The sequence below is a fragment of the Jannaschia sp. L-14R genome (assembly GCF_056857695.1).
Window position 1 is genome coordinate 628,593 of record NZ_JBSXNP010000009.1, and the last position, 24,763, is coordinate 653,355.

The 24,763-nt window shown below is 59.2% G+C and carries 26 protein-coding genes, 1 tRNA gene and 1 pseudogene; 17 read left to right on the top strand and 11 right to left on the bottom strand.

What is annotated here, in order from left to right:
* Position 1: 1 nt before the first annotated feature.
* The 5 genes from AC13C2_RS07515 to AC13C2_RS07535 all read right to left on the bottom strand — a co-directional run bounded on the left by AC13C2_RS07515 (position 2) and on the right by AC13C2_RS07535 (position 3,762).
* Entirely contained in the window at positions 2-748 is a 747-nt protein-coding gene (locus tag AC13C2_RS07515) for an ATP-binding protein (RefSeq protein WP_474522105.1), read from the bottom strand.
* The gene (locus tag AC13C2_RS07520) at positions 748-1,191 is read right to left on the bottom strand and encodes a hypothetical protein (protein WP_474522104.1); all 444 of its coding nucleotides are present in this window, start codon (positions 1,189-1,191) and stop codon (positions 748-750) included. Before AC13C2_RS07520 ends, AC13C2_RS07515 begins: the two co-directional genes overlap by 1 nt.
* A gap of 52 nt (positions 1,192-1,243) precedes the next feature.
* Entirely contained in the window at positions 1,244-1,453 is a 210-nt protein-coding gene (locus tag AC13C2_RS07525; RefSeq protein ID WP_036175309.1) for a helix-turn-helix transcriptional regulator, read from the bottom strand.
* Positions 1,454-1,613: 160 nt separating this feature from the next.
* On the bottom strand, positions 1,614-2,543 hold the full coding sequence (locus AC13C2_RS07530) for a hypothetical protein (protein ID WP_474522103.1): 930 nt from the start codon (positions 2,541-2,543) through the stop codon (positions 1,614-1,616).
* Positions 2,536-3,762: a hypothetical protein gene (locus AC13C2_RS07535; RefSeq protein ID WP_474522102.1), complete on the bottom strand. Its 1,227-nt coding sequence runs from the start codon at positions 3,760-3,762 to the stop codon at positions 2,536-2,538. The genes AC13C2_RS07530 and AC13C2_RS07535 overlap by 8 nt, the downstream gene beginning before the upstream one ends.
* A 168-nt stretch (positions 3,763-3,930) precedes the next feature.
* Between AC13C2_RS07535 and AC13C2_RS07540 the strand changes: the two genes are divergently transcribed.
* From AC13C2_RS07540 to AC13C2_RS07560, 5 genes are all read left to right on the top strand, one after another.
* Positions 3,931-4,251 carry a helix-turn-helix domain-containing protein gene (locus tag AC13C2_RS07540; RefSeq protein ID WP_474522101.1) on the top strand — a complete coding sequence of 107 codons (321 nt, stop codon included), beginning with the start codon at positions 3,931-3,933 and terminating at the stop codon, positions 4,249-4,251.
* Positions 4,248-5,165 carry an ImmA/IrrE family metallo-endopeptidase gene (locus AC13C2_RS07545; protein ID WP_474522100.1) on the top strand — a complete coding sequence of 306 codons (918 nt, stop codon included), beginning with the start codon at positions 4,248-4,250 and terminating at the stop codon, positions 5,163-5,165. Before AC13C2_RS07540 ends, AC13C2_RS07545 begins: the two co-directional genes overlap by 4 nt.
* A 397-nt stretch (positions 5,166-5,562) precedes the next feature.
* The gene (locus AC13C2_RS07550; protein ID WP_474522098.1) at positions 5,563-6,060 is read left to right on the top strand and encodes a DUF2924 domain-containing protein; all 498 of its coding nucleotides are present in this window, start codon (positions 5,563-5,565) and stop codon (positions 6,058-6,060) included.
* 2 nt (positions 6,061-6,062) lie between these two features.
* A complete protein-coding gene (locus tag AC13C2_RS07555) occupies positions 6,063-7,388 on the top strand; it encodes a recombinase family protein (RefSeq protein WP_474522097.1) in 1,326 nt (441 codons plus the stop codon).
* Positions 7,385-7,768 carry a hypothetical protein gene (locus AC13C2_RS07560; protein ID WP_474522096.1) on the top strand — a complete coding sequence of 128 codons (384 nt, stop codon included), beginning with the start codon at positions 7,385-7,387 and terminating at the stop codon, positions 7,766-7,768. Before AC13C2_RS07555 ends, AC13C2_RS07560 begins: the two co-directional genes overlap by 4 nt.
* Positions 7,769-7,771: 3 nt before the next feature.
* Here the strand turns inward: AC13C2_RS07560 and AC13C2_RS07565 are convergent, their stop codons facing one another.
* The 3 genes from AC13C2_RS07565 to AC13C2_RS07575 all read right to left on the bottom strand — a co-directional run bounded on the left by AC13C2_RS07565 (position 7,772) and on the right by AC13C2_RS07575 (position 9,984).
* Positions 7,772-8,608: a protein NO VEIN domain-containing protein gene (locus AC13C2_RS07565; protein ID WP_474522095.1), complete on the bottom strand. Its 837-nt coding sequence runs from the start codon at positions 8,606-8,608 to the stop codon at positions 7,772-7,774.
* Positions 8,609-8,957: 349 nt separating this feature from the next.
* Positions 8,958-9,047 (bottom strand) — tRNA-Ser (locus tag AC13C2_RS07570).
* A 253-nt stretch (positions 9,048-9,300) separates the two neighbouring features.
* Entirely contained in the window at positions 9,301-9,984 is a 684-nt protein-coding gene (locus AC13C2_RS07575) for a GntR family transcriptional regulator (RefSeq protein ID WP_482886400.1), read from the bottom strand.
* Between the two features lie 89 nt (positions 9,985-10,073).
* On the opposite strand from AC13C2_RS07575, the gene AC13C2_RS07580 reads away from it, so the two are divergent.
* The 10 genes from AC13C2_RS07580 (at position 10,074) to AC13C2_RS07625 (ending at position 21,208) form a co-directional block, all read left to right on the top strand.
* Entirely contained in the window at positions 10,074-11,174 is a 1,101-nt protein-coding gene (locus AC13C2_RS07580) for a 4-hydroxythreonine-4-phosphate dehydrogenase PdxA (protein ID WP_482886401.1), read from the top strand.
* 47 nt (positions 11,175-11,221) lie between these two features.
* On the top strand, positions 11,222-12,202 hold the full coding sequence (locus AC13C2_RS07585) for a TRAP transporter substrate-binding protein (protein ID WP_482886402.1): 981 nt from the start codon (positions 11,222-11,224) through the stop codon (positions 12,200-12,202).
* A 71-nt stretch (positions 12,203-12,273) separates the two neighbouring features.
* Positions 12,274-12,828 (top strand): TRAP transporter small permease, encoded by a 555-nt coding sequence (locus tag AC13C2_RS07590; protein ID WP_482886403.1) that lies wholly within the window; start codon positions 12,274-12,276, stop codon positions 12,826-12,828.
* Positions 12,825-14,105, top strand: a complete 1,281-nt coding sequence (locus AC13C2_RS07595) for a TRAP transporter large permease (RefSeq protein WP_092764776.1) — start codon at positions 12,825-12,827, stop codon at positions 14,103-14,105. Before AC13C2_RS07590 ends, AC13C2_RS07595 begins: the two co-directional genes overlap by 4 nt.
* A gap of 33 nt (positions 14,106-14,138) precedes the next feature.
* Positions 14,139-14,876 carry an SDR family oxidoreductase gene (locus tag AC13C2_RS07600; RefSeq protein ID WP_092764778.1) on the top strand — a complete coding sequence of 246 codons (738 nt, stop codon included), beginning with the start codon at positions 14,139-14,141 and terminating at the stop codon, positions 14,874-14,876.
* Between the two features lie 466 nt (positions 14,877-15,342).
* Complete coding sequence (locus AC13C2_RS07605; protein WP_482886404.1) at positions 15,343-16,293, top strand: glycosyltransferase; 951 nt, start codon at positions 15,343-15,345, stop codon at positions 16,291-16,293.
* A 530-nt stretch (positions 16,294-16,823) separates the two neighbouring features.
* Complete coding sequence (locus AC13C2_RS07610; protein WP_482886405.1) at positions 16,824-17,525, top strand: sugar transferase; 702 nt, start codon at positions 16,824-16,826, stop codon at positions 17,523-17,525.
* Positions 17,526-17,557: 32 nt separating this feature from the next.
* Entirely contained in the window at positions 17,558-18,784 is a 1,227-nt protein-coding gene (locus tag AC13C2_RS07615) for a polysaccharide biosynthesis/export family protein (RefSeq protein WP_482886407.1), read from the top strand.
* A gap of 10 nt (positions 18,785-18,794) precedes the next feature.
* Positions 18,795-20,309 (top strand): lipopolysaccharide biosynthesis protein, encoded by a 1,515-nt coding sequence (locus tag AC13C2_RS07620; protein WP_482886408.1) that lies wholly within the window; start codon positions 18,795-18,797, stop codon positions 20,307-20,309.
* Positions 20,306-21,208: a polysaccharide pyruvyl transferase family protein gene (locus AC13C2_RS07625; protein WP_482886409.1), complete on the top strand. Its 903-nt coding sequence runs from the start codon at positions 20,306-20,308 to the stop codon at positions 21,206-21,208. Before AC13C2_RS07620 ends, AC13C2_RS07625 begins: the two co-directional genes overlap by 4 nt.
* On the opposite strand, the gene AC13C2_RS07630 is transcribed toward AC13C2_RS07625, so the two are convergent.
* Together AC13C2_RS07630 and exoK are read right to left on the bottom strand one after the other, a co-directional pair.
* The gene (locus tag AC13C2_RS07630; RefSeq protein WP_482886410.1) at positions 21,205-22,434 is read right to left on the bottom strand and encodes an O-antigen ligase family protein; all 1,230 of its coding nucleotides are present in this window, start codon (positions 22,432-22,434) and stop codon (positions 21,205-21,207) included. The two genes, AC13C2_RS07625 and AC13C2_RS07630, sit on opposite strands and share 4 nt — an antisense overlap.
* Positions 22,427-23,233 carry an endo-1,3-1,4-beta-glycanase ExoK gene (gene exoK / locus AC13C2_RS07635; protein ID WP_482886411.1) on the bottom strand — a complete coding sequence of 269 codons (807 nt, stop codon included), beginning with the start codon at positions 23,231-23,233 and terminating at the stop codon, positions 22,427-22,429. The genes AC13C2_RS07630 and exoK overlap by 8 nt, the downstream gene beginning before the upstream one ends.
* Positions 23,234-23,481: 248 nt before the next feature.
* Here exoK and AC13C2_RS07640 point away from each other — a divergent pair.
* Together AC13C2_RS07640 and AC13C2_RS07645 are read left to right on the top strand one after the other, a co-directional pair.
* Positions 23,482-23,730: pseudogene (locus AC13C2_RS07640) on the top strand (glycosyltransferase family 2 protein); the annotation flags it as partial.
* Between the two features lie 39 nt (positions 23,731-23,769).
* Complete coding sequence (locus AC13C2_RS07645) at positions 23,770-24,435, top strand: hypothetical protein (RefSeq protein WP_245737655.1); 666 nt, start codon at positions 23,770-23,772, stop codon at positions 24,433-24,435.
* 35 nt (positions 24,436-24,470) lie between these two features.
* Here AC13C2_RS07645 and AC13C2_RS07650 read toward each other — a convergent pair whose 3' ends face one another.
* Complete coding sequence (locus tag AC13C2_RS07650) at positions 24,471-24,692, bottom strand: hypothetical protein (protein ID WP_482886412.1); 222 nt, start codon at positions 24,690-24,692, stop codon at positions 24,471-24,473.
* Positions 24,693-24,763 lie beyond the last annotated feature (71 nt).

Sequence of the window (24,763 nt, forward strand, 5' to 3'; positions counted from 1 at the left end):
ATTATTCAGGCTGCGGCATGGCTGCAAGGAACTCCGACCACGAAAGCGGCAGGGTGTCCGGCAGGCCGTAACGGTTCTTGGCGAGGAAGGCGGGGCGCTCTTCGGTGTGCATGACGCGCGCACCGGACCCGAGCGCCCGGGTCACCTTCTTGTTGAAGCCGACATCGGATTTCGCGACCGAGATCTGATAGTTGGCGAAGAGCACCACGTCCGAATGCTCCTGCAGCAGCGCCGAGGCGCGGGTCTGTAGCTTGATCACATAGCGGTCGTAGGGCTCGTGCTCGGGGCTGTCGAAGCGCTTGATGTCGGTATGGGCGATCTGAATGACCACCATACCTTTGCGGTCCCGCAGCGCGCTGAGCTTGTCGAGATACTCACGCCAGATGGTCAGCGCCTCGGCATAGCCCTTGCCGAAGCCCGGCGTCTCGATAGAGGTCCAGCCGTTGCGTTTGCAGGCCTCGGCCCAGATCAGCGGCTCCAACCAGTCGACGCTGTCGATGACGACTGTGCCGAAATCGTGGTCTTCGTTCAGCAGTGCATCGAGGGCCTCGGCCACCTCCGCATAGCTGGTCGCGAGCGGGAAATGCGGGACCTGCAATTTGCCAAGACCATCCTCGGTCATTAGGAAGACAGGCCGGTCGGCATCGGCCGCGAAGGTGGATTTGCCCACCCCCGCCACGCCGTGGATCAGGATGCGCGGCGGCTGAAGCACCGATGTTGTGCGCAGAGAAGCGAGAGAAATGGCCATCAGCGCGCCTCCTCTTTCAGTACCAGGCGGAATTTCGGCTTTCCGGTGCGGACCGTACGCGCGGGCTCGAAGCCCTTGCGCCAGTTTTCAGGAAGGGCCGCATATTTGCGTTCCGACACCTTCAGCGTGGTTTCGATGAACTCCGCCGGATCCTCACCTGCCGTGGCAATGTTCTCCGCGATCTGCGCAAGCAACGCCTGGTCCCAATCAATGCGTTTGGGGAGATCAGCGGTCACGGTGACATTGCCATCGTTGATGCGAACCGTGCCGGTATCTTTGCCCGCGTCGCGGCGGCACTCCGCTGCCCGGTCAGCGTATTTCAGCGCGATTGCGCCATCGAGCCAGTCGGACACCGTTTTGGCCCGCTGAAAGTCTTGCTGTGCCGCCTCTTGCAGCAGCACCAGTTGCTCTGCGGGAAGCGCGGCGATCTCGCCGACGGGCATGGCGGGAATATCCGCGAGGGTGATGTGGTTAGGGATGGTCATTGCAGCCCCCTTACGCCGACATCGGGCGATGGGGTTCGCCGTCTGCGCCGCGGATCTGCTCGGCCTCGAATGCTTCGACATCTTCGAGGCGGTAGATAACGCGGCCGCCGAGCTTGATGAATTTTGGGCCTTCGCCCGTCCACCGCCAACGCTCCAGCGTGCGGTGTGAGATGTTCCAGCGAGCCGCCAGCTCGATCTGGGAAAGGTGCCTTGTCGCCATGTGAACCTCCTTGGGGATTGTGCGAACAGTTGCGGGACCAACATCGCGGAGGGGGCGGTAGGGCTGAGGGAGGGCACCGGTAGGAAAGCCGGTAGGAAGGTGACAAAAAGCAAAAGGCCGCCCTTTCGGACGGCCTTTGAAACGGCGTTGCATGGTCACATCAGGGCTCGATCCAACAGTTTCCGTGGCTGTATTTGATGAATGAGCGCCAGTCGTCGCGACCGCTGAAAACCTTGGAGAACGCGTTCGTGCTGTCCCCGTAGCCCGCCTCGAAAAGAACGACCGCCGTTCGGCAAACCGGCGAACCTGACCAATAGGCGTCAAACAACAGCCCCAAGAGTTGCCGCTGTTTATCGCTGCCGAAGGTGAGGGATTCATCTCGCAGCCAGACGATGCCGTAGTCATCCGAATGGTCGATCGGGAAACGACGCTGCGCTTGCCCGGGGAACACCCGCGCACCGAGGATCTGCGGTGAGATTGCGAGCTTGGCCAGATCACCCTCGACATCCGCAACACTGATGATGTGATTTCGCTTCTGGGAGGTCTCTGGGATTCGCCCACCGGGCGTCGATGTAAGGATGATGCGGATTTCGTGCGGCGGCTTGCGTGCGATCAGCGTCTCAAGCTGCGCCCAGACACGCGGATCACTGAGTCGCCGGGCAAACCAGACGGGCACCGGGGCCTTTGCGCCGGCAAGCTTGATGGTGCCCACATCCCAGATGAGATCGGCAATCAAAGATGTCGGACGGGAGGGCCCGGCACGCTCGAACGCCACCAGCATCTTGGCGAGGGCCAGACCATAGTCGACCCTGCACGCCGCGATGTCCTGATCGGTCACAGTGATCCATCGGCCAATGCTGTCGTGATAGCCAAATGATTTCAGCTCGGCCAACCAGGTCGCCTCAAACGGCTCATCTTCGTAGTCATCCATACCCGCAACGACCGGGACATGCCCGTTCGGAACCAGCAGGTTGGCCTTCAACAATGCGTCTGTCGCAGCGCGCGAGACCTGGTGCAGCGCCGATACCTGAAGAGACGCGCTGCGGGCTTCCATTGCCCGCAGCAGAAGGTCGATCGCACGCTTACTCAAGGACGTCGCCTTCGTCGTTGTCATCTTTCAGGATGCCCCAGAGCCGCAGGTACTTCTCGCCGATCAGGCGCTCTTGCGGCGTCATGTCCTTCAGGTTGCAGCCATGCGGCATGGTCACGGTCAGAGACAGAGACTTGCCGCGCCCGCCGGAGGGACCGGGGTGGAACTTGATTGTGAAGCGCGCCCGGGTGATCACCCATTCCGGCACCTCACCGGTAATCCCGTGGACGAAGGAACCGCCGCCGATGTCCAGACCAATGCGATGCTCTGCCATCTGCCAGATCGTCCGGTCCGCGCCGGACATGGACTCCAGCGTGATGCGCTCTTTCGCATCGCCGAGATCCATCAACCGCAGTTCCTTGACGGTCACGCCGGCGATCCCGTCTGCCGGGTCGGTCGGAAAATCGAACGGCTGCGCGAGCATGCTGAGATCATATTCCCGCAGCGGCAGCTGTTGCTTTTCGTCAATAGTAATGCCGAGCAGATCACGCGCCATGAAACGCGTCAGATCCATGCGATCCTCGCGCGTCTTGGCCACGACCTCAATCACGCCGGTCGCCGCCTCATAGGTCAGCGCAGCCTCGAACACGGGCTTGACGATGCGACGTGACAAGGTGCTGTCGGCATCGAAACCCAACATGTCCTCGGGGCGGCCTTCGCGGTAGACGGCCACCTGAACGAGTTCGCATTCTTCACCGTCGAGGATCACCCGGTGGCGATCGAAGATGTCGACATGCACATTGGGTGTTTCGAACCGTTCACGGATCGCGGCAGTGAAGGCAGCAATCGAGATCGGGTCATTCTTTACATCCAGACCTTCATCGACACCGAAGCCGCTCCAGGACCGACCGCGCCGACGCTCGTCGTTGTAGCGGACCTCTTCGGCCAGCCGGAACCGGTCTGCCTCGTTCAAGAACACCCAGAGTGACCGATTGTTGGGGCCCTCTAGCGTGTCGAAGGTCGAGCGATCCAGCACGACATTCTGCAAGGCATTCTGTCCGGGCTCATCTGCGAGGGCCGCAACACGTCCAGCATCAAGGATGACGCGTTGCTTTTCAGCCTCGTCCATGTCGTCGACGGCCTTGATCAAAGGCTCAACAACCTCCGGCTCGGGTTTGGTCCAGTCGACCGGAGGAAGGGAGGTGAAGCCGCCTGCGGTAAAATAGTCCTGCAGCCGGGGAATCGGGGTTTTGCGGAGGAAGGAAGCAATCGCTGTCATGATGTGGCCTTTCTAAGCCTGGGAGGGAGGAGGACGACAGAATCGCGAATATGCGATACGATCATGTTCGATATATACCGAACAAAGCGTCAGGTCTACTTGCGCGGCATAATTTTGTTCGGCATATCGAACAAACGTCCTCTGACCAAGGAAACCAAGGATGATACAATGACCACGTCCCTCGGCGCCAAGATCAAGCGCCACCGCAAGGAGAAGGGATACTCCCTCGACAAGCTCGCGGCGCTGACCGAGTCCAGCAAAAGCTATCTTTGGGAACTCGAGAACCGTGATACCCGAAAACCGTCCGGCGAAAAGCTGACCCGCATTGCCCAGGCACTGGAGGTCACGACCGATTACCTGCTCGATGACAGCGAGGAGCCCGGCGACGAGGTTCTGAAAGAGGCATTCTTCCGCAAGTTCAGCAAGCTCGATCCCGAAGACCAACAGAAAATCAACCAGATGATCGATATGTGGGGGAAGAAGGATTGAGCCTGCCGACGACGCCTCAGAGCTGGGCCAACCGCCTGACGAAAATCCTGTCCGTGCATCAGGCGGTGCACGGGCTGCCGCGGTTCCCCATCGACGTGGCCGCGCTCGCGCAGGATTTCTCGCGTCAGGTGTTTCCGGACGCGCCGATCACCATCGTGAAGGGGCTTGCGCTGTCCAAGGGCGTCGAAGGCATGCTGATGCCGCATCCTAGCGGCTCCGGCGAGTGGGGCATTGTCTACAACGAGACCATCCGGTCGTCGGGGCGGCGCAACTTCACGCTGGCCCATGAGCTGGGGCACTACCTCCTCCACCGAAACGCCAACCCACGTGGGCTGGAATGCACCAGCCGTAACATGGCCGATTGGGATGAGGCCCGGAACAAGATTGAGGGGGAGGCAAACACCTTCGCCTCCTACCTGCTGATGCCGTTCGACGATTTCCGCGAACAGATCAAAGGACGGATCGTCGACATCGACGTGATGACCGAACTCGCAGATCGATATGCCGTGTCGCTCACAGCCGCGATCCTGAAATGGATGACGATCACCGAAAAGCGCGCGATGATCGTGGTTGGCAAGGAAGGCTTCATCGACTGGGCGTGGTCCAGCGAACCGTTGTTGAAGTCCGGGATCTTCTACCGGGCACGCCAAATCGTGACGGAATTGCCAGCAGCATCATTGGCGGCGCGAGAAGCCGATTGGGACACAGGTCGCCATGGCGTTGAGCATCCGGCCGGGGTCTGGCTAGGCAACGAACCGGTCCGCGAGATGACGGTGTTCTCGCCGGGCAATGAAATGTCGATCTCATTGCTCCTCTATCCCGACCAGGCGCCCTCGCGTTGGGAGATGGCCGAGCTCGAGGAAGAAGCTACCGTCGATACGTTCGACAAATTCATGGGCGGTTCAGGGCGGTGATTCGCCGTGAGGCCCGGTTAGGGCGAGCAGTGAGCTGACAAAGCGCATACGCAGATTTGCGCGGCTCTTCGCACAGGTCGAAGCGTTCCACAAATTATTGATTTACTTGTGCTTTCCTGATTTCGCGATACCATTCGGGCATCAACTCAATCGCGAAAAGTCGCCATGTCACTCGATCCAGACGACCCGATTTCCGGGCCCAATCCCCTATGCCCTGAGCGCATGTCGCCTGAGGCGCGCATCGAAGAAATCGGCCGCATCCTCGCTGGTGGCCTGGTGCGTGTTCTGGCCGCGAAGTCCAGCTCTTTATCTGCCGAAACCGGAGACCGTTTCGTGGACTTACCGCCCCGAAAGAGCGGTGGTCGTCGCAGGAAACGTATCCGCATCGGAGGAATTGATGAAGCATCAGAGTAAGATAGCACCACCCACGCCGGGTCAGGATGCCAGCCTGGATCAAACGGTCCTGTCGCGTCTGGCCGCGTTAAAAACCCTGTCCGTCAAGGAATTGAAAGCTCAGTGGGAAACCCTGATGGGAAGCTCAGCGCCCAACAACAGCCGCGCATTTCTGGAGGGTCGGCTCGCCTATCGCATTCAGGAACTGACCTATGGCGGGCCAGATCGCGAAACGCGGCGCATGCTCGATCTGCTCGCCGATGAGGTCGAAGGGATCGCGCGCCGCAAACATCAGATCACGGATCCTCGCAATCCCGTCCCGGGCACGCAGCTCATCCGCGAATGGAACGGCGTCGAGCATACAGTGACCGTTTTGAAAAACGGGTTCGATTGGCAGGGCCGCAAGTACAAATCGCTCTCCGGCATCGCCCGCGAAATCACCGGAACGCGGTGGAACGGCTACCGCTTTTTCGGGCTGCAGACCCGTTCGCGGGAGATTTGACCATGGATAGCAACTCGCGCCCAAACCGCCGCCTGCGCTGTGCGATCTATACCCGCAAGTCTACCGAGGAAGGGCTCGACATGGAGTTCAACAGCCTCGATGCGCAGCGCGAGGCCTGCCAGGCCTATATCGCAAGCCAGCGCTCCGAGGGCTGGGCCTGTCTGCGCGAGCGTTACGACGACGGCGGGTTCTCCGGCGGCACACTGGACCGCCCTGCGTTGAAACAGCTGATCGCCGACGTCGCGGACGGTCTCGTTGATGTGATCGTGGTCTACAAGATCGACCGCCTCAGCCGTGCGCTGATGGATTTTTCGAAGCTGGTCGAGCTTTTCGACCGGCATGGCGTTACCTTCGTGTCAGTGACCCAGTCCTTCAACACGACAACGTCCATGGGGCGGCTGACACTGAACATCCTGCTCAGTTTTGCTCAGTTCGAGCGTGAGGTCACAGCCGAGCGGATCCGCGACAAGGTCGCCGCCTCCCGGAAGAAGGGCATGTGGATGGGGGGCTACGTCCCCCTCGGATACGATGTCGTCGACCGCAAGCTCATCGTGAACGACACCGAGGCCGCGCAGGTGCGGCAGATGTTTGAGCGCTTTGTCGAACTTGGATCCGCCAGCATGCTGGCGCGAGAGCTCCGTCGCAAAGGGGCCCGTAACAAACAAGGCACGCTGATCGACAAGGGCTATCTGTACCGGCTGCTCAAGAACCGCGTTTATCGCGGTGAAGCCGTCCACAAGGGAAAATCCTATCCCGGCGAGCACGATGCCATCATCGACGAGGCCCTCTGGGATCGCGCCCACGCCATCCTGCAAGAGAGTCCCCGAAAACGCGCCAACAACACCCGCGCGCAGACACCGGCGCTGCTCAAGGGGTTAATATTCTCCGAAACCGGTGCGGCCATGACGCCCACCACCACGAAGAAAGGCCCAAAACTTTACCGCTACTATGTGTCCATGGACGTGATCCGGAACAAAGATACCGGCGACGAGACCGCGCCCACGCGGCTGGCCGCTGGGATGGTCGAGGAGGCAGTGATGACCGAAATCCGCCGGATCCTGCAAACGCCAGAGGTCGTAACGCAGGTGTTGTCGGCGCTGAAAGCCATCACCGCCAATATCTCCGAAGCCGACGCCTTGGGCGCGCTCCACGAGTTCGACACCCTCTGGACCCAACTCTTCCCCGCCGAGCAAGCCCGAATTGTTCAACTACTTGTTCGGCGCATCACGGTAACGGCCGCCGGGCTCGAGGTCGATATCCGGCGCGAGGGCATCGCCGGGGTCATCCGCGAGATGTTCGCCCCGCGCGAGATAGAGGCCGCCGAATGACCAATTCCAATGACACCATCCGCATTCTGATCCCTCTCAAGGTACGCAAGAAAAACGGGCGACCGAAGATCCTGCCTCCCGCCGACCATGGCCCGAGCGCGGATCAAGCGCAGGATCCCCACATCCTGCGTGCCATCGGCCGCGCATGGAGCTGGCGTCGTCGCATGGAAGCAGGCGAGTTCGCCACAATTCAGGAACTGGCCGAAGCCGTCGGTCTGGCCGAACGCCATGTCAGCCGCCAATTACGCCTCGCCTATCTTGCACCCGAGGTTCTTAAACGCCTGACCTGCGGTCGGGAGACGTCGGCGGTCAGCCTCTACGATCTGTGCTTTCTGGCGGGGGATGCTTGGCAAAAACAGGCTGAGCGAACGTTTCGCTGACCTTCAATGAAAACTCGCCTGAAAGGACGTTGCCGTCAGCGAGACATGCGCGTCCAGCGGCGGGTGCAGCTCGAACGCCTTCGGCTCACGTGCGAAATTCCAGAGCCGAAACAGGGACCATTCCGAACGCCGCTCCTCGGCGACGGCCAGTTCATTCCGGCTGATGTGGAAAGGCGTGCGTTCCCAGCCATTCGTCGTTTTCACCTCGATCAGGCGCGGGCGGCCATCCGTCGCGAAGCTGGCTATATCGTAGCCGGCACCATCGCCATCCTCCTCCGACACCCACCTGACCTTGCGCGCGAGGTCGTCGCGACCCGCTGATTTCAGGGCTGCACGTTCGTGCGCCAGCACGCGTTCCTCACCGGCACGGCCGAGGGTGCGGTTTCGCTCGTCTCTCGCTGCGACATCGAATTTTTGGGCGATGTGCAGCATCTGCTCCAGCTCCTGCGGCGGCGGCTGGTTCGACAACGTGGGCGGCGGCCCGATCCAGATTGGCGCGGCTTCGGCCAGGCCGGTCGGCGCTCCTGCACCCGAACGGCGGCCGAGCCACGCCGGGTTCAGCGCCAGCCAGCGCGCCACGGCATCAACCAGTGTCATCTGGAAATTGAACGCTGGCTTGTAGCCCGGGATCCAGTCCTCACCGAGCCCCTTCAGCACGGCGCTGATGTTCTGATGTTTGAACTCGACCGATCCCTCGGACCGATCTTTCAACAATGGCATAAGCGCCCGTCGATGCTCAGCCTTGTTATAGCGGTGCCCAGCAACGTCATCGGCCAACATCGCAAAGTAATCTGCGACGATCAGATCGTTTTCTTCATCTGTCCAGGGCCCATTCGACATGCCGCCAGGCTATGAGCGGAAAGTCTCTTTGTCATCAGAGACTTCTCGTGGTCGTTCGCACCAACGCGCACAACCACGCCGCCTTCCGGTGTCTCTGTTCGCATTGACAGCGGTCGACCCTGCTTCAACTGCGGCGCAACCCATTTTCGGCAAGCACCTGAAAAGACGTTCAGTTTTGAATCCGTCTTGATCTGAGTGAAGGGCGCATGGAAAGAGACGCCGGGCGTTCAGAGACTGATTTCGACCAAACGACCAGTCTCCGAAAGTCGGATGGCCTCGCTAAACCCCTTTGAAACAAAAAGAAAAAAGGCCCACGCTGGGGCCTCGTCTCGGGTTTGCGATGTGCAAGTGGCGGAGACGAAGGGATTCGAACCCTCGAGACCCTTCCGGGCCTACTCCCTTAGCAGGGGAGCGCCTTCGACCACTCGGCCACGTCTCCGCCGACCCGTCTATTTGCGCCGAACATGGGGGGCAAGGACAAATTCGGAAACTTTTATCCAGACGTAGCGGGACATAGGCCCGACGAAACCTGTCATCGCCGATCAGTCTTCGAAAGCAACCAGGCATCCGACACGTTCGCCTCCGGTTCCGAAGGTTGCTGACAATAGTCAGCTGGCTCAGCTTCCGCTCTGTGAACAGTCCAGCGCTCGTTTTTTGCAGCGTCTGACATTGGAGCTTGTAGCAACTCGCTTTCACCTGTCTTCGGAGCTGATGACATTGCGGACGCGGTCCCAGGTGTTCTTCAGGTGCCGTTCCATTGTCTCGGCGAGCCGACTGCCATCTCTTGCGCGCAGTGCCTCGGCCATCTCTGCATGCTCGTGCACTGCGGCAGACCAAAAGTCCGGCCGACGATTGCCGATGAAGCGGATACGTTTGAGTCGTGCCTGCAGGCTCCGTTGCGTTTCCGCCAGCACACTGTTGCCGGCGACTTCGGCAAGGCGTGTATGAAACTCCTGGTTCAACTTATAATACGGGAGCCGGTCACGGGCCTCGTAGAGGACGATCATCCGATCATGCAGGTCGAGCAGTCCGGTAATCTCCGCATCTGTAGCGCGCTCGCATGCGAGGCGACCAGCCAGGCTTTCCAGATGGGCTTGCAGCTCAAGAAGACCATGGACTTCCTCGGTGGAAAGCTTCCTTACCCGGCTGCCCCGTGAGGGACGGATCTCGATCAATCCTTCCGCTGCAAGAGTTCGCAGAGCTTCGCGGAACGGAGTGCGGGAGATGCCGAGTTCGGTCGTAAGTGCAGCTTCATCAATACGGTGTCCAGGCTCCAGGTGACCCTCGATAATCAGATCACGGATCTGCTCCACGGCCTGATCATGCAAGCTCCGCTTCTGAATGGTCTGGATCGGGGTTCGATGATTGTCGGGCAATGTAATCTCCTGATCCTATCCTGCCCTTATCAGCATCCCACTTGTCATTCGAGATCATTTATGTATTTTGTATACAAACGGAGCGACCTATGACTGACAGCCGACGAATTGCGATGGCGCTTGGCGATGCGGGCGGCATCGGTCTGGAACTGGCGGCCCGCGTTCTGTCCGACGCCCGCGAGGGAACGGACATCCTTGTTTTCGGTGATCGGCGCGCCTTGGAACTGGGTGCACGCCAAGCAGGTGTAACGCTTGACCTGCCGGTCATTGGCCTCGATGCCCTGGTCGCCCCCATCGACGGTAACGCATTGATTGATCTGAGCACCTTCGATCCCGACGATGCAATGATCGGCACAGCTACCGCGTCGTCCGGGGCCGCCGCCCTCGAGAATTTCCGCGCGGCCCTTCTGACGGCGAAAGCGGGACTGGCGGATGCCGTTGCATTCACTCCCTTCAACAAGGCCGCGATGCGCATGGCCAAGTCAGACTACGTCGACGAAATCGGCTTCGTCGACGCGGTGCTGGACGCGCCCCGGTCGGGGCGGGAATTCAACGTGCTGGACGAGGTCTGGAATGCCCGCGTGACGTCGCATATCCCTCTGCGTGACGTGGCCGGGATATTGAACGCGGACCGTATCTTCGACAGCCTGCAACTGACCGTGGAGGTGATGCAGGATGCAGGCTTCGAACGGCCACGCATCGGTGTCGCAGCCCTTAACCCCCATGCGGGCGACGGGCGCAACTTCGGGACGGAGGACGAAGACATCATCCTCCCGGCCGTCGAGCGCGCAAGGGCGCATCAGATGGCGGTAACTGGCCCCGTGCCATCGGACACCGTGTTCGTGCGCGCGCTGAAGGGCGAATTCGATGCGGTGCTGACGATGTTCCACGATCAGGGCCAGATCGCGATGAAGCTGATCGGTTTCGACCGCGGAGTAACGCTGATAGCGGGTTATGGCTTTCCCATCGTCACGCCGGCGCATGGCACGGCCTATGATATCGCCGGACAGGGCATCGCCGATACGGGTGCGACACTGGCAGCGCTGTCGCTTGGCCGACGTCTTGCGGGGCGCACCACGCAGAGGGGCACCGACGACGCGGCGCGCGCAGATTTGCGGGCGGCGCTGACGAAGCGGCCAAACTGGGCCGCTGGGAAGACCGGCACCACCAAAGCCATTGCCGGGAGCTAGGACTGTCGGCGAGCGCCGACCACAACAGATCATTCAGGGAGGATGAAATGAAAACGATGAACCTGAGCGCGCTGGTCGCGCTGGCAATCGCATGGGGCGGCGCGGCAGCGGCTCAGCAGGAGATCATCTTCGGCATCTCCGCCACGCCAAACTCTTTGCAAGGGCAATCGGCCTACGAATTTCAGCGCCGCGCCAACGAGAAGCTGGGCGATCTGGGGGAGGTCAAGGTCTTCGACAGTTCGCAGCTGGGCAAGGACAAGGACATGCTCCAGAAAATTCGACTGGGAACGATGCATCTGACCTTGCCGTCTTCCATCATGCCGGAAATCGCGCCGGAATATGCCATTTTCGATCTGCCGTTTCTTGTGGCCGACCGGGAGCATCTGGCGCGGATGGATGAGACGCTGTTCAGCGATACCCTCGTCCCTGCGGCCGAGGCCAAGGGATACCGCCCGCTCGCCGTGTGGGAAAACGGGTTTCGCCAGATCACCAACAACGAGCGCCCGATCAATGTGCCCGCCGATCTGGAGGGTTTGAAGATCCGGACGCCCAACTCCTCTTGGCGCGTTTCCATGTTCGAGGCCTGGGGGGCCAACCCGACGCCAATGGCATTCTCCGAGGTATTCGTGGCCTTGCAAACCGGTGTCATCGATGGACAGGAAAATCCGTTGACCAACATTGCGGGTGCCAAGTTCGAAGAGGTGCAGGAGTACCTTTCGATGACCGGCCACGTGTATTCGCCCGCCTATCCTACCGTTGGCGTAGAGACATTCGCCAAGCTGGACCCGGAGATCCAGTCGATCCTGACCGAAACGGCGCAGGAAGTCGCCGTTTGGGCGCGCGAACAGGGTGCGAGCCAGGACGAAGAGCTTCTGACAAAACTCAAGGATGCAGGGATGGTGGTGAACGTTGCTGATCGCGCTGCCTTCGTCGATGCCTCCAAGCCGATCTATGAGAAGTTCGCGACCGAGGTCGAGAACGGGCAAGCCATGATCGACGAGGCTTTGGCACTCGTTGACGGGTCCTGACCCGGATCTGACGAAATCGGGCGGCGCGACGTATCTGCGCGCCGCCCCCTTCCCGCACTGGAGCGTCCCACATGCGCAATCTGGCCATCCGAACGCTCGATCTCGGGTTGCAGGCAACGACGTTGGCGATGATCGTCACGCTGGCCTGCATCGTCCTGTTAGGTGTCGGCTTCCGCTATTCAGGATCGTCGCTGATCTGGTACGATGAAGTCTCTTCCGTTCTACTGGCCTGGATCACCTTCACGGGTGCGGCGCTGGCCGTCCTGCGCAATGCGCACCTGGGCTTCAACGGCCTGCTGTTCGGACTTCCGGGACCGTTCCGCATGGGTCTTTTCTGGCTGGTCGAGGTGATCTTCCTCACCACCTTCGGAATCGTTGCCTGGGGAGGATGGGCAATTCTGGACTTCTTTGGATCCGAGACGATGACCACTCTTCGATTCGTGCCGCGCACCTTGGTGCAGGGAATCCTGCCGGTCGCGGCGGTGCTTATGCTGCTGGCCCGCCTCCTGACACTGCCGGAACGCCTGATATCCGTGCGCGCGGGCGCAGATCCCGAGAGTGAGGAGATCGCGCTGGAAATCGCGCGGGCCGAGGCAGAGCTATCGCGCTCGGGGCGCGGATCGTGACCGAAGCCTTCGTACTCCTGTCGATGTTCGTAATGATCGCCATCGGCCTGCCCATCGCGGTATCCATCCTTGCCAGCGCTCTGATCGGCGTCTGGCTTCTGAACGGAACACCGGGGTTCCTGAATGCCGCCCTGTCTCTGTTCGACGGCGCGACGAGCTTTCCATTGATCGCGATTCCGTTGTTCATTCTGGCAGGCGCGTTGATGAATACTGGCGGCATCTCGACCAGGCTCATTGCCTTCGTATCGGCTCTGATCGGGTTCGTGCGCGGTGGACTGGCGATGGTGAACGTCGGAGTATCGCTCTTCTTCGCCGAAATTTCGGGATCGGCCGTAGCCGATGTGGCGGCGACCGGGTCGGTGCTGATCCCGGCGATGAAGCGCAAGGGCTATTCTCCACGCTTCGCTGCGGCGCTCACCTCCTCTTCCGCGTCGCTGGCGATCATCATCCCACCGTCGATTCCGATGATCCTCTATGGCGCGCTGTCGAACACTTCGATCGTGCAGCTATTCGTGGCGGGCATCGTGCCCGGCCTGATGGGGGCCTCGCTGCTGATGGGAATGTGCTATTACTTCGCGGTCCGCTATGATCTTCCGCGCGAAGAGAGCTTCTCGCTGTCCCGCCTTGGCCGCGCCACGCGCGAGGCTGTCTGGGCGCTGATGCTTCCCGTTATCATCCTTGGAGGCATCTTTGGTGGTGTCGTCACCGCAACCGAGGGCGCGGGACTCGCCGTGCTGGCGGCGCTTGTCATCGGCCTGCTGGTCTATCGCGAGCTGAACCTGCGCAAGCTCTACAACGCGCTGGTTGACGGGGTGCTTCAGACGTCGGTGGTGATGCTGCTTGTGGCATCTTCCGCCGTTCTAGGCCTCTACCTGACCGAGACACAGATGCCACAGAAACTGGCGGCATCCATCACGACGCTGACCGACAATCCATTCCTCGTCCTGATGATAATCAATGTTTTCCTGCTTTTCGTGGGTATGGTGCTGCACGGTGCGGCTGCGATCATCCTGACGGTCCCGATCTTCATGCCGCTGGTCAATCAACTTGGCATCGACCCCGTCCATTTCGGTATCCTGCTCACGCTGAACATCGCGCTGGGCCAGCAGACGCCGCCGGTGGCGAGCGTGCTGGTCACCGCCTGCTCCATCGCCAGGACCGACGTTTGGGCTACGACGAAGACCAACCTTCCATTCATCGCGGTGCTCGTGTTTGTCCTGCTGATCGTCACTTATATACCCGCCGTACCGTTATGGCTGGTCGGCGTGTTCTACTGACCCTTACACCGCCCTTCATTCAAGCGAGATACCATGACCCAGACCATCCTTGTCACCGGCGCCGGAAGCGGCATCGGCCGCGCGACCGCACGCCTCTTTCTGGACCGGGGCTGGCGCACGGCGCTCATGGGCCGACGGGCCGATGTTCTGCACGAAACCGCAGGCGATGCGGACGATGCACTGGTCCTGCCCTGCGACGTGACCGATCCGGACGCGCTCGACGCCGCCTTCGCGCGTATTGAATCGGAATGGGGCCACCTCGATGTCCTTTTCAACAATGCGGGCACAAACGTGGCCTCTCGTCCCATCGACGAAATTTCCGTAGCTGAATGGCGTCAGGTTCTCGACGTCAATGTCGGTGGCACGTTCCTCGCCGCGCGCGCGGCCTTCGGCCTGATGCGCCGACAATCGCCGCAGGGCGGCCGCATCATCAACAACGGCTCGGTCTCGGCGCATGTACCCCGCCCCGGCTCCGCGCCCTATACCCTGTCCAAACACGCTGTGACGGGCCTTACCCGGACGTTATCGCTCGACGGCCGCCGCTTCGGCATCGCCTGCGGGCAGATCGACATCGGCAACGCATTGACCGACATGGCCGAGAAGATGACCCGCGGCGTGCCGCAGGCCGACGGGACGGAAAAGGTCGAGCCTGTGATGGATGCGCGACACGTCGCAGAAGCCGTCCTGCACATGGCGTCACTTCCACTCGATGTGAACGTACCTTTTATGACCGTGATGGCATCGGCCATGCCGTATATCGGTCGGGGCTAGGCAATACGTGCCTCTTGATCGGCTGAGGGCTTGGTCGTGAAAGACGTCGGCGTCGACAATACAGTTCGCAAATGAATGGCCACCGGGGCGTGCCGTGGTGATACCTACCGGGCTTCACCGCCAAACTTGAGCATAAGTGCGCGGTTGCGAACTGCCCGGCGACCTTGTTCGCGTGGCGGCGAACTTCCGCTGGAAATCCGCAGGGGCGTGGCGGGCCGGGGACGGAGGTGTGTAGTGACACGGCGCAGATGCACGTGCCCGCAAGGACCAACCGTTGACCGAAATCTTCGTCTTTGCCTTCGACCTGACGGAATCGTCGCAGATCAGGCGTCTAAAAAGCTTCAGGACGTTGGGGTATCGTGTTCGCTCTGCCTCCTTCCGACGGGAAAACATGAACACTGCGTTTGTTCCGGATTGGCCCAACATCGACCTGGGTCTTATGCAGAACGAGCGTTATGGCAGACGGATGATCGGCATCCTGCGCGGCATCTGCCGGGTCATGCAACGCCGCGACGCGCTATCTACAGCCGACGTTATCATCGCTCGCAACTTCGACCTGCTGATCATTGCCTGGATCACGCGTTGGATGACCGGGCAGAGTCATGTGCCTTTGGTTTACGAATGCCTGGATATCCACGGCCTGTTCACGCGCCCAGACGCCGTGGGGGCCGCGATGAGATGGTGCGAACGACGATTGTTGGCGCGTGTGCAACTGCTGCTGGTGTCGTCGCCGGGCTTCATGAGACATTATTTCGAGGCGATACAGGGTTACCAAGGGCAATATGCGATCCTGGAAAACAAGCTCTGGTTCGATGAATATCCGATTCCCCGCCCGCCGTTGCGGCGCAGCAGATCGTCCGATACGCCCCTGACGATCGGTTGGGTCGGATCGATCCGCTGCGCGCCAAGCCTGAACCTCCTGATGGAAACCGCCGATCATTTCGGAGATCGGGTCGCCATAGAAATCCATGGCAATGTCCATCGCCATGCTTTGCCGGACTTCGACGAACAAATCGACCGGCGCGACAACGTCAGTTACTTTGGCCCGTACGAGTATCCAGATGGTTTGGCCGAGGTTTATGGCCGGTGCGATCTGGTCTGGGCGCAGGACCTCTGGCAGCGCGGCGCAAATTCCGATTGGCTTTTGCCTAACCGAATTTATGAAGCAAGCTGGTTCGGTTGCCCTTCCATTGCGGTGGCCGGGACCGAGACAGGAAACAAGGTTGCACGGAATTCCCTTGGGTTCGTGGTGGAGGAACCGTCCGCCAAAGCGCTGATCAGTCTTTTGGACGGCTTGGACCGCGGCGCGGTCAGGGCGATGTCCGACAGTATCCTCTCTATGGAAGATACCGAGTTCCGGCTTGTCCCTGACGCAATCAGAGTGGCGCTCCAGCCTGCTTTGTCGGCGAGCAGCTAAGGCTCTGCTTTGGTGTAGTACCGTTTCGCCAGGTTCATGCTTGGTCGGCGCAGTGCGGAAGCTGTGCCTCCTGACCTACGCGGTATTGCCCGACTATTGGAAACCGTTGCAAAGTTCTGCGTTTTACCCGTCCCCGTCACGTGCTCGACGCTAAAACTGTCAGTATTGTCCCATCATGCGACCAAGGCAAAACCCCCTTTGCAGGGATCGGAATGCTGCGGTGCAGATTCAAGCGTAACTCTGCCTAAACGGTAAGTAAGAAGTTTCGAAGTGTCGGCGGGTTTCCGTCACTTTAACGGTAAAAAGGCATCCGTTACGTTAAAACTTTGATTTATATCAAGAAACATTCATTATGCATGTGCAATCTGACTGCCAAACGCATGATTTATGAGCAATTCAGAATCACGCTCCCACATTCGATGGCAGCTTTTCGCCAATTTATGAAAAATCATAGATGAAATGCTGCGTCTGCAAAATTGCCGGTAGAGCATGGAAAAGCGAACGTCGATTCTGAATACAGGAGTTAGATCATGCCATCCACTAGTTTGAGAAACCTCGTCAAAGAGGGTCTGTCTGAATCAACGTCGATCGCAACCGGAATTACACGCGCGGACACAGTGCTTGGTGGCCCTGCAAAGCGAGGTCTCGACCTGGCTGTCGCGCTGATTGCACTGGTCCTTCTGGCACCTTTGTTTCTCTGGGCCGCACTTGCCGTGAAACTAACGTCACGGGGACCGATCTTATATGGGCATTCGCGCGTAGGTCATGGCGGGCGGATATTTAAATGCTGGAAATTCCGGTCCATGGTAATAAACGGTGATGACGTTCTCGGTGAGTATCTGGCCAACCACCAAGATGAGCGAAACGAGTGGCTCCGCAGCCGTAAACTTCGCAATGACCCCCGTGTCACCCGTATCGGAGCCGTGCTGCGCGCTTACAGCATCGACGAGCTTCCACAGATCATCAACGTGCTGATGGGCGACATGAGCCTTGTTGGTCCTCGTCCCGTGGTCCGGGACGAACTGGCGATGTATGGGGCGGCAGCCAATCTCTATCTTCAGACACGACCAGGCATCACTGGTCTTTGGCAGGTCAGCGGACGCAGTGACGCGACTTATGAACAGCGCGTTTCCTACGATACGCTATATGTTCAGCAGTGGTCCATGCGTCAGGATGTTGCAATTCTGGCGAAAACGGTTCCCGCAGTTATTTCATCCAAAGGATCTTACTGACCCGCAACTGTAATTCTGGATAAAACATGCCCGTGAAAAACCGCATCCGCTGCTCCGTCATTTTCATCATTGCGCAGTTTCTGGCAACTGTGGGCTGGGCCGAAGTTTATCGCATCGGCATCAACGACACCCTGAATATCCAGATTACCGTCTGGGACGCCGGGAAGACCGAAGTCGTGGATACCTATGAGTTTTCGGGCAGTTATCCGGTCGGGGCCGATGGAGATATTGCAGTGACCCTCGCCGGTTCGTTGGTGGTTGAAGGTATGACGACCGCCGAAGTGGCGAAGGCGCTGCAAGAGGCCATGAAGCCTTTCACCGGAATTGGCCAGACCCCTCATGCCGCAGTCAGTGTGGAGCGCTATGCGCCGATCTATGTCGATGGAGACGTACAACAGCCCGGCGTTTATGAATACGCGCCCGGCCTTACGGTGCAAAAGGCCGTGACACTGGCCAGTGGACTTTCTGGCGTCAAAGCGCTCGACGGCGAGGAACGGAACTATCTGAATGCACGCGGCACCATCAGCTTCCTGCAGAGAGAATTGACATTCCTGACGGCAAAGCGCGACAGGCTGATAGCGGAAATCAACGGGGACCCCAATTTCGGTACCTCAGATTCCGATCTCGATCCGGTCGCGCTCGCGGCGGAATCCATGATCCTGCAAGCCAGAAACACCCGTTACGATCACGAAGTGACATCCTTGGCGCGGTCGCGAACCGCCCTTGAAGATGCGTTGGGGGTCTTGGAGGACAAGCTTGCAACCAATCGCGAACAGCTCGAAGCCGGACAGGCCGAATTGCAACGCGAGGAACAGCTGGCCGAACGTGGACTGGTCGCATCGACACGGGTCTTCGAACGGGCATCCTATGTGAACGAGCTGGAAAGTCGCCTGCTCGATATCGAACGATCGATCCTTTCGGCGCGACAGGAAATGCAGGGATACGAGCGCAACGAGGGTCTGCTGAAGGCTGTTCGCAACGAGGAGAATGCGATGACCTTGCAGCAGGTCAACACCAGCATCGCCGGGATCGAGGCGAAGCTTGACGGGCAATACGACCTTTTGGCAGCAGCCGCGGGCCGACAAATCGGCCAGGTTCCTGCGCTCGATCCGTCAACGGCCGCGACCAGCTATACGATCACCCGTGTACGCGGGGACGATTCAGCACCTTTCGTGGGCGACCCCAGCGTTGTGCTCATGCCCGGCGATGTTGTCGAGGTGGACCTGGACTCCTCCGCCGAAGCACCGCCGTCCAATTGATTGTGCGGGTATGAGCACTCCGGCTGACATCGCAAAACCACCGACACTCGGCCCTGCGGACGATTATCACCCGCATCTAACCACGGGACGCTCTGCTTCGGCCATTGTCGGCGTGCTGTGGTCGTCATTGCAGACGCTTATTCCGACCGTAAGTTCCGCTGTGGTTTTCTTTGTCAGCGCGATGTTTCTGTCGCCTGCGGATTTCGGACTGGTCGGGTTGGCCAGCAGCATCGTGGTTTCGGTCGTGGCGTTTTCTCCACTGGCCTTCGGCGAAGCTCTGATTCAGCGCCAGACGTTGCTGAAATCCCATGCCGACAGCGTTTTCTGGCTGACGACGGGATTTGGAGTGCTGGCATTCATTCCATTCGTCTTCGGCGCAGACTTGATTTCAAAGCTGATCGGCGACCCTGCGATTACGATCATTTTGCCCGTTCTGGCACTTCGCATTCCGCTGGATCTCGCCTCGGCCGTGCCAAACGCGATGATCGTCCGGTCGATGAAATTCAAGCTGATCGCGATGCGCACTGCTGTGGCGACCTTGGTAAGCGTTGTCATCTGTTTGACGATGCTGGTCGCGGGGTTCGGATACTGGGCGCTGGTCGGCAGTCAGGTCACGGCCAGTCTTGTAACCTGCGCGATGGCCTATTGGGTGTCCGGCTGGAAGCCCGGACTGTCCGTTACCTGGGCTGCCCTTCGGGATCTGTTCGGTAATGGCGCATTCCTGTCCGGAGACCGGATGTTGTCGACGATCAAACTCGACCACCTGGTGCTGGGCATGTTTGGCGGCACGGTGATCCTCGGCCTGTTCCTCTTCGCGCAGCGGATTTTCAGCATGCTGACGCAACTGATCGGCGGGGCGTTGTCGTCCGTCACTTTTGCCTTGTTGTCGGCGTTGCAAGACGATGCCGACAAGAGCACCCAGGCGTTCGAAATCGCATCCTTCGTATCGGCTGCTGTCAGCCTGCCGATGTTCGTTGCCCTTGCCATCGTGGCGCAGGACCTGCTTGCTGTGATGCTCGACGAGAAATGGGCGGGCGCGGCCTTCGCGGTGCAGGCATTCAGCGTGGTCGGCGTGCTGGCGGGCATCGGTGTAGTACAGGCTGCGCTGATCAAGAGCCAGGGTAAGCCTCAGTGGTGGTTCTATTATCAGCTTGTTCAACAAACCACGTCAGTCGCCGTCATTTTGCTGACTTACAGGTTTGGCCTGCCGACGCTGATGATTGTGCTTGTGGCAAAGACCGTCCTTTTCTGGCCGGTGTCTGTGGCCATGACCGCACGCCTTCTGAAGCGGAGCGCCTGGAGCTATCTGGCCAGTTTTCAAAACCCCATGGTGGCGACTGCTCTGATGGCGTCCGCCATGATTGCCGTCCCTTCCGTCTTTCCCGATCTGGGGCAGGCTACAAGACTTGGCCTCCAGTTGGTCCTGGCCGTCGTCATCTACTGTCCAGCGATCCTGCTCCTATCGCGCGCCCGGATGCGCGAACTCCGCCGTTTTCTACCCACCAAAGGGAACACGACCGCATGAAACTGACATATTTTCAGGGCGATCCGCCCAACTTTGGGGACGAACTGAACGCGACCATGTGGTCACACCTTCTGCCCGCCGGTTTCTTTGACGACGACGCATCCGAACTGTTCATTGGAATCGGTTCGATTATCCAGCACGGCTATCCGAAGGACGCGCGAAAAATTGTCGTCGGCTCCGGCTATGGTGGCTATACCATTAAGCCGGATGTTCACGACGGCAGTTGGGACTTTCACTTCGTGCGTGGCCCCCAGACGACCGAGGCCTTGGGCCTGAACCCTGATCTGGCCATCGCCGATTCTGCAATTCTGTTGCGCCAGACGCCCCTGCCCGCGCCAGCGACTGACATCAAGATCGGCTTCATCCCGCACTACGAAAGTATCGAGCGGGGCAACTGGAAGGTCGCTTGCGATCTGGCGGGCATAAGTTTCATCGACCCGACAGACCCGCCCGAGCGCATCATTCAGCAGATTCTGGGTGCCAAACTCGTCATCACAGAAGCGATGCACGGTGCGATCGTGGCCGATGCCCTGCGCACCCCGTGGATCGCCGTCCGGACCATGCATCACATCCACCGGTTCAAATGGTACGATTGGGTCAAGTCCCTGGACATCGACTACCAGCCTGCCTTCCTGTTTCCGTCGAACCTGCGCGAAAGCTGGGCCGTCACCACCGGGCGGTCCGGGTCGGGACCGCGCGCCAAGGCGGCTTGCACCAGCAAACTGGCGCAGCCTTTGAATAACGCCTGTCACCACATGGCAGCGCGCAGCCTGCAAAAGCTGGCGCAGATGAGGCCAAGCCTTTCGACGGACGCCAATATCGAACGGGCCACGGATCAGGCCATGTCGGCCATCGACGGGCTGATCGCCAAATATGGGCGCAAGGTCGCGTTTGCCTAGGTGGCGCGCCGATGGGCATCCAGCCCGCGCATGGCATAGACAAACGCGCATATCACGATGACAGTCCGCAGCGAAAACTGAAAGAAAACATTAACTTCCACAAAACTCAACATGACGATCATTGCGACCAGAACGAACAGTAACGACGCCTCGGCAAGGCGGGTGCGCAAGGCCCAGAGACCCGTTGCCAGAGCAGCCCCATAAAGCACGACAACCTGTAGAAAGACGCCGATTACCCCGATCTCCACTGCATTGGACAAATAGGTGTTGTGAAAATTGAAGCCGCTTCGACTCTCGATCGCGAAATTGTACCACAAGACCTCGGCCGGGGCATAACCCTTGACCCAGAATGCCTGGTATCCGATGCCAAAAAACGGACGTTCCGCGATCAGTTCCCTGGCAATCCGCCAAAGATCGGTTCGGCCCGTCAAGGTCACATCCTTGCCCGTCGTCTCCAGCAACAGGTCTAAAAGCGCATCGGCGTAGATCGTCACGAGAAGAGCCATCATCGCCGCCAACAATACAGCGAATGTCATCGCGACAAGGCGTTGAACGACAGACAGCCGATAGATCACCAGAAGTGAAAACAGCAGGAAAAGCGCAGGCGGCACCACGATCAGCGCGCCTGTCGACTGAGCAAGCAAAAGCAGCATGGCGCCGATCATCAGCCCGAGAACTGCCAACACCCGATGACCATTGGAGGCCGTGCGGTCCAATATCTGAGAGGTACAGACAATCACATAGGTAGCAGCCTCGCCTGCCAGTGCATTCTTGCTGCCGTAGATTCCCAACCAGGCCCCTGTGTCGCTGCGTACATCGCCGAACAGGATGCTGGTCAGCATCGCCAGAGAGAACACTCCGAACAATGCGCGGCTGAACGCACGCGCCGACGTGGTCGAAGCCATGGCAATCGCGATCAGCACAGTCGCCGTCAGTTGGATACCGAAGCGGAAGGAGATTGCAGGATATTGCGACCAGACCGCCGACAGCAGACAGAATATCGGCAATGCCATCAGATACCAGTATCTGATGCAAAGGCTGAGCACGATCTGGATGCGACGGACCAGCAGCGCGCACCCTCCGGTCAGAAAGATCAACGCACCGTAGGTTTCCAGGGCGGGAATGAAAACGAGGCCAAAAAGGGCGATCACCAGAAGAACCACATCCGGTTCGACCGTGATTACGTCAATGCCGGTGCCCGGCCGATCTGCGCGGATGCTACTCATTCTTGCAGACGACCGAGGACGGAAATTGGCAGGCGTCCCCCTGCGCAGTGAATGCAATCCAGTCGACTTCCATCTTCAGATCGGTTTCCGGCTCCACGAACCGGCCCATCCAGTCCGGAAAACTGTCGCTTCCCCAGAAGCTGGCGTAGATCTTCTGCCCGTTCGTGGGCAGTACGGCTTCGGGTGGCGTCTGATGCACCAGCTCACCGTCTACATACCATTTTATCCCGGTCGGCTGCCACACAAACGAATAGGTCAGGAACGCATCATCGGCAGGCATGGGCAACGCCACCTGTTTGCCGTTCATGGGGGTTCCGTCGACATAGGTATTCAAACTGACTGAACTCGTATCGCGGGCCAGGACCTCGAAATCGATCTCGTCATGCGGCTTGCCATGGTATGGACCAATATAGGTGAAGAAAGCCGCATTCAGGCCCGACCCGGCCGCGGTTCGGTATCGCGCCTCGTATGTACCATATCCATAGACATTCAGTGATTGAATCTCGCCGCAGCTATAGTCGCGCTGATCACCCGTCCACCCTGTGAAAGCCAACGTCAGCATCCCTTCTTTGACGGCAACGTTGTCGCCAGACCAGACGCAGTTTTGCCAATCACCATTGGCCCACCCGTCAGAAATCCCCCAGAGCGACTTATCCAATGTTTCGAAATCGTCGAAGAAACTGGCACCTTGCGGTGTTTCCTGTGAAAATACCGGCAAGGGAAGCAAAGAAACAAAGCTAATCACGCATTGCTTTGACGACTTTATCACCCTGCCGACATTTTTTGACGCCTGAATCATTCCGGTCCTCCGAATACAATTATTCAGCAATGTCTATACAGCTGAAATACGCTCCGCAAAGCTGGACGGCTTGCTCGGCGCGTGCCCGCCGAAAGCCCCCGGATATGGGCAGGCCTATGGGAGTTCGGCTGCGAGAGTCTATCCTTTGAGTCAAACCGATATCCGAAAGTGCTGATTTGAAAAACCTTGCCGAACCGCCTCTGGTTTCCGTCATCATGGCGAATTACAATGGTGCGGACCACCTTGCCATGGCGCTCCGGTCTGTGCTGGCTCAATCGGTCGGGCATATCGAAATTCTGCTGCTGGATGATGCTTCGAGCGACGATAGCATCAAGGTTGCGCGTGGGGTCGCGGACACCGATCCCCGCGTCCGCATTTTTGAAACGTCCCGGAATGCCGGACCCGGTGCTGCGCGAAATCGTGGCTTTGAAATGGCTACTGGCAGATGGATTGCCATTGTCGACAGTGACGACATCATTCATCCATGTCGGCTTGAACGGATGACGACCGCCGGTGATGCGCTGGAAACCGACGCCGTGGCGGACGATCTGACCTATTTCCACGACGCCAGCATTCGGCCAGCAGGCACCCTTATGGGCACGAACCGTCCGGAAAAGCCCGCTGGATTGTCAGCAACCTGTTTCGTATCGGCCGATCCGAACGCGCCGCAACTGGGTTATCTCAAACCTCTGATCCGTCGTACTGCGTTATCGGGGTTGCGCTACCGCGAAGATATCAAAATCGGCGAAGATCATGATTTATATATGCGTTTTCTCTTGAATGGTGGGCGAATGCACCTACTGCCGCAGTCCTATTACCTGTATCGCAGGCATAACAGCTCCTTGTCGTACCGAATGCATCCCGACGACGTTGCCGCAATAATCTCTGCGCAGGACGATCTGTTGAGGGATTATCCGGATCTGTCCGATGGAATGCTTGATCACATGGCGCTTCGCCGCGCCGCGTTACAACGCCCGCTGGCCTTCGAAACACTGGTGCAAGAAATTCGCGGTCGCCATTTCGGTCGCGCAATGGGGCAATTGGTCCACCGACCTTCTTTGCTGCCCCAACTTGTCAAAGTTGGCAAATCCCGTCTGGCACGCGCGCTTGTGCGGCCCAGAAATGCGTCTGCAGTCATTGCCCGCGACCCATCGGAATGGACGCTGCAAGACTGGTCTGTAATGTTGGAGAAAACGATGTGATCGTTTGTGCTGCCCACACTAAGCAACATGGCTGATCATTGTTTCTGTCTTCCTACCAAGGGATCGTTGCCCTTGGTCTTCGTTCTCGCATCGGACGGCTTCGGTTTCCGAGGCCGAACGAGCCCGCTGACAAGTGCCAGCAGAAAGTACGCGGTCTGCAGAACCACCAATACTGCGACAACACGCAGCACGATGACCCAAAATCCGGACCCAGCAAAATATGACCCGATCGCCGTCACGATGGCGGCAATCAGCATGAAACATATGAACACAGACAAACGCACCAACCTAATCCCCCAATAAGGCTGGCTCAGTCTACGCTATGTCA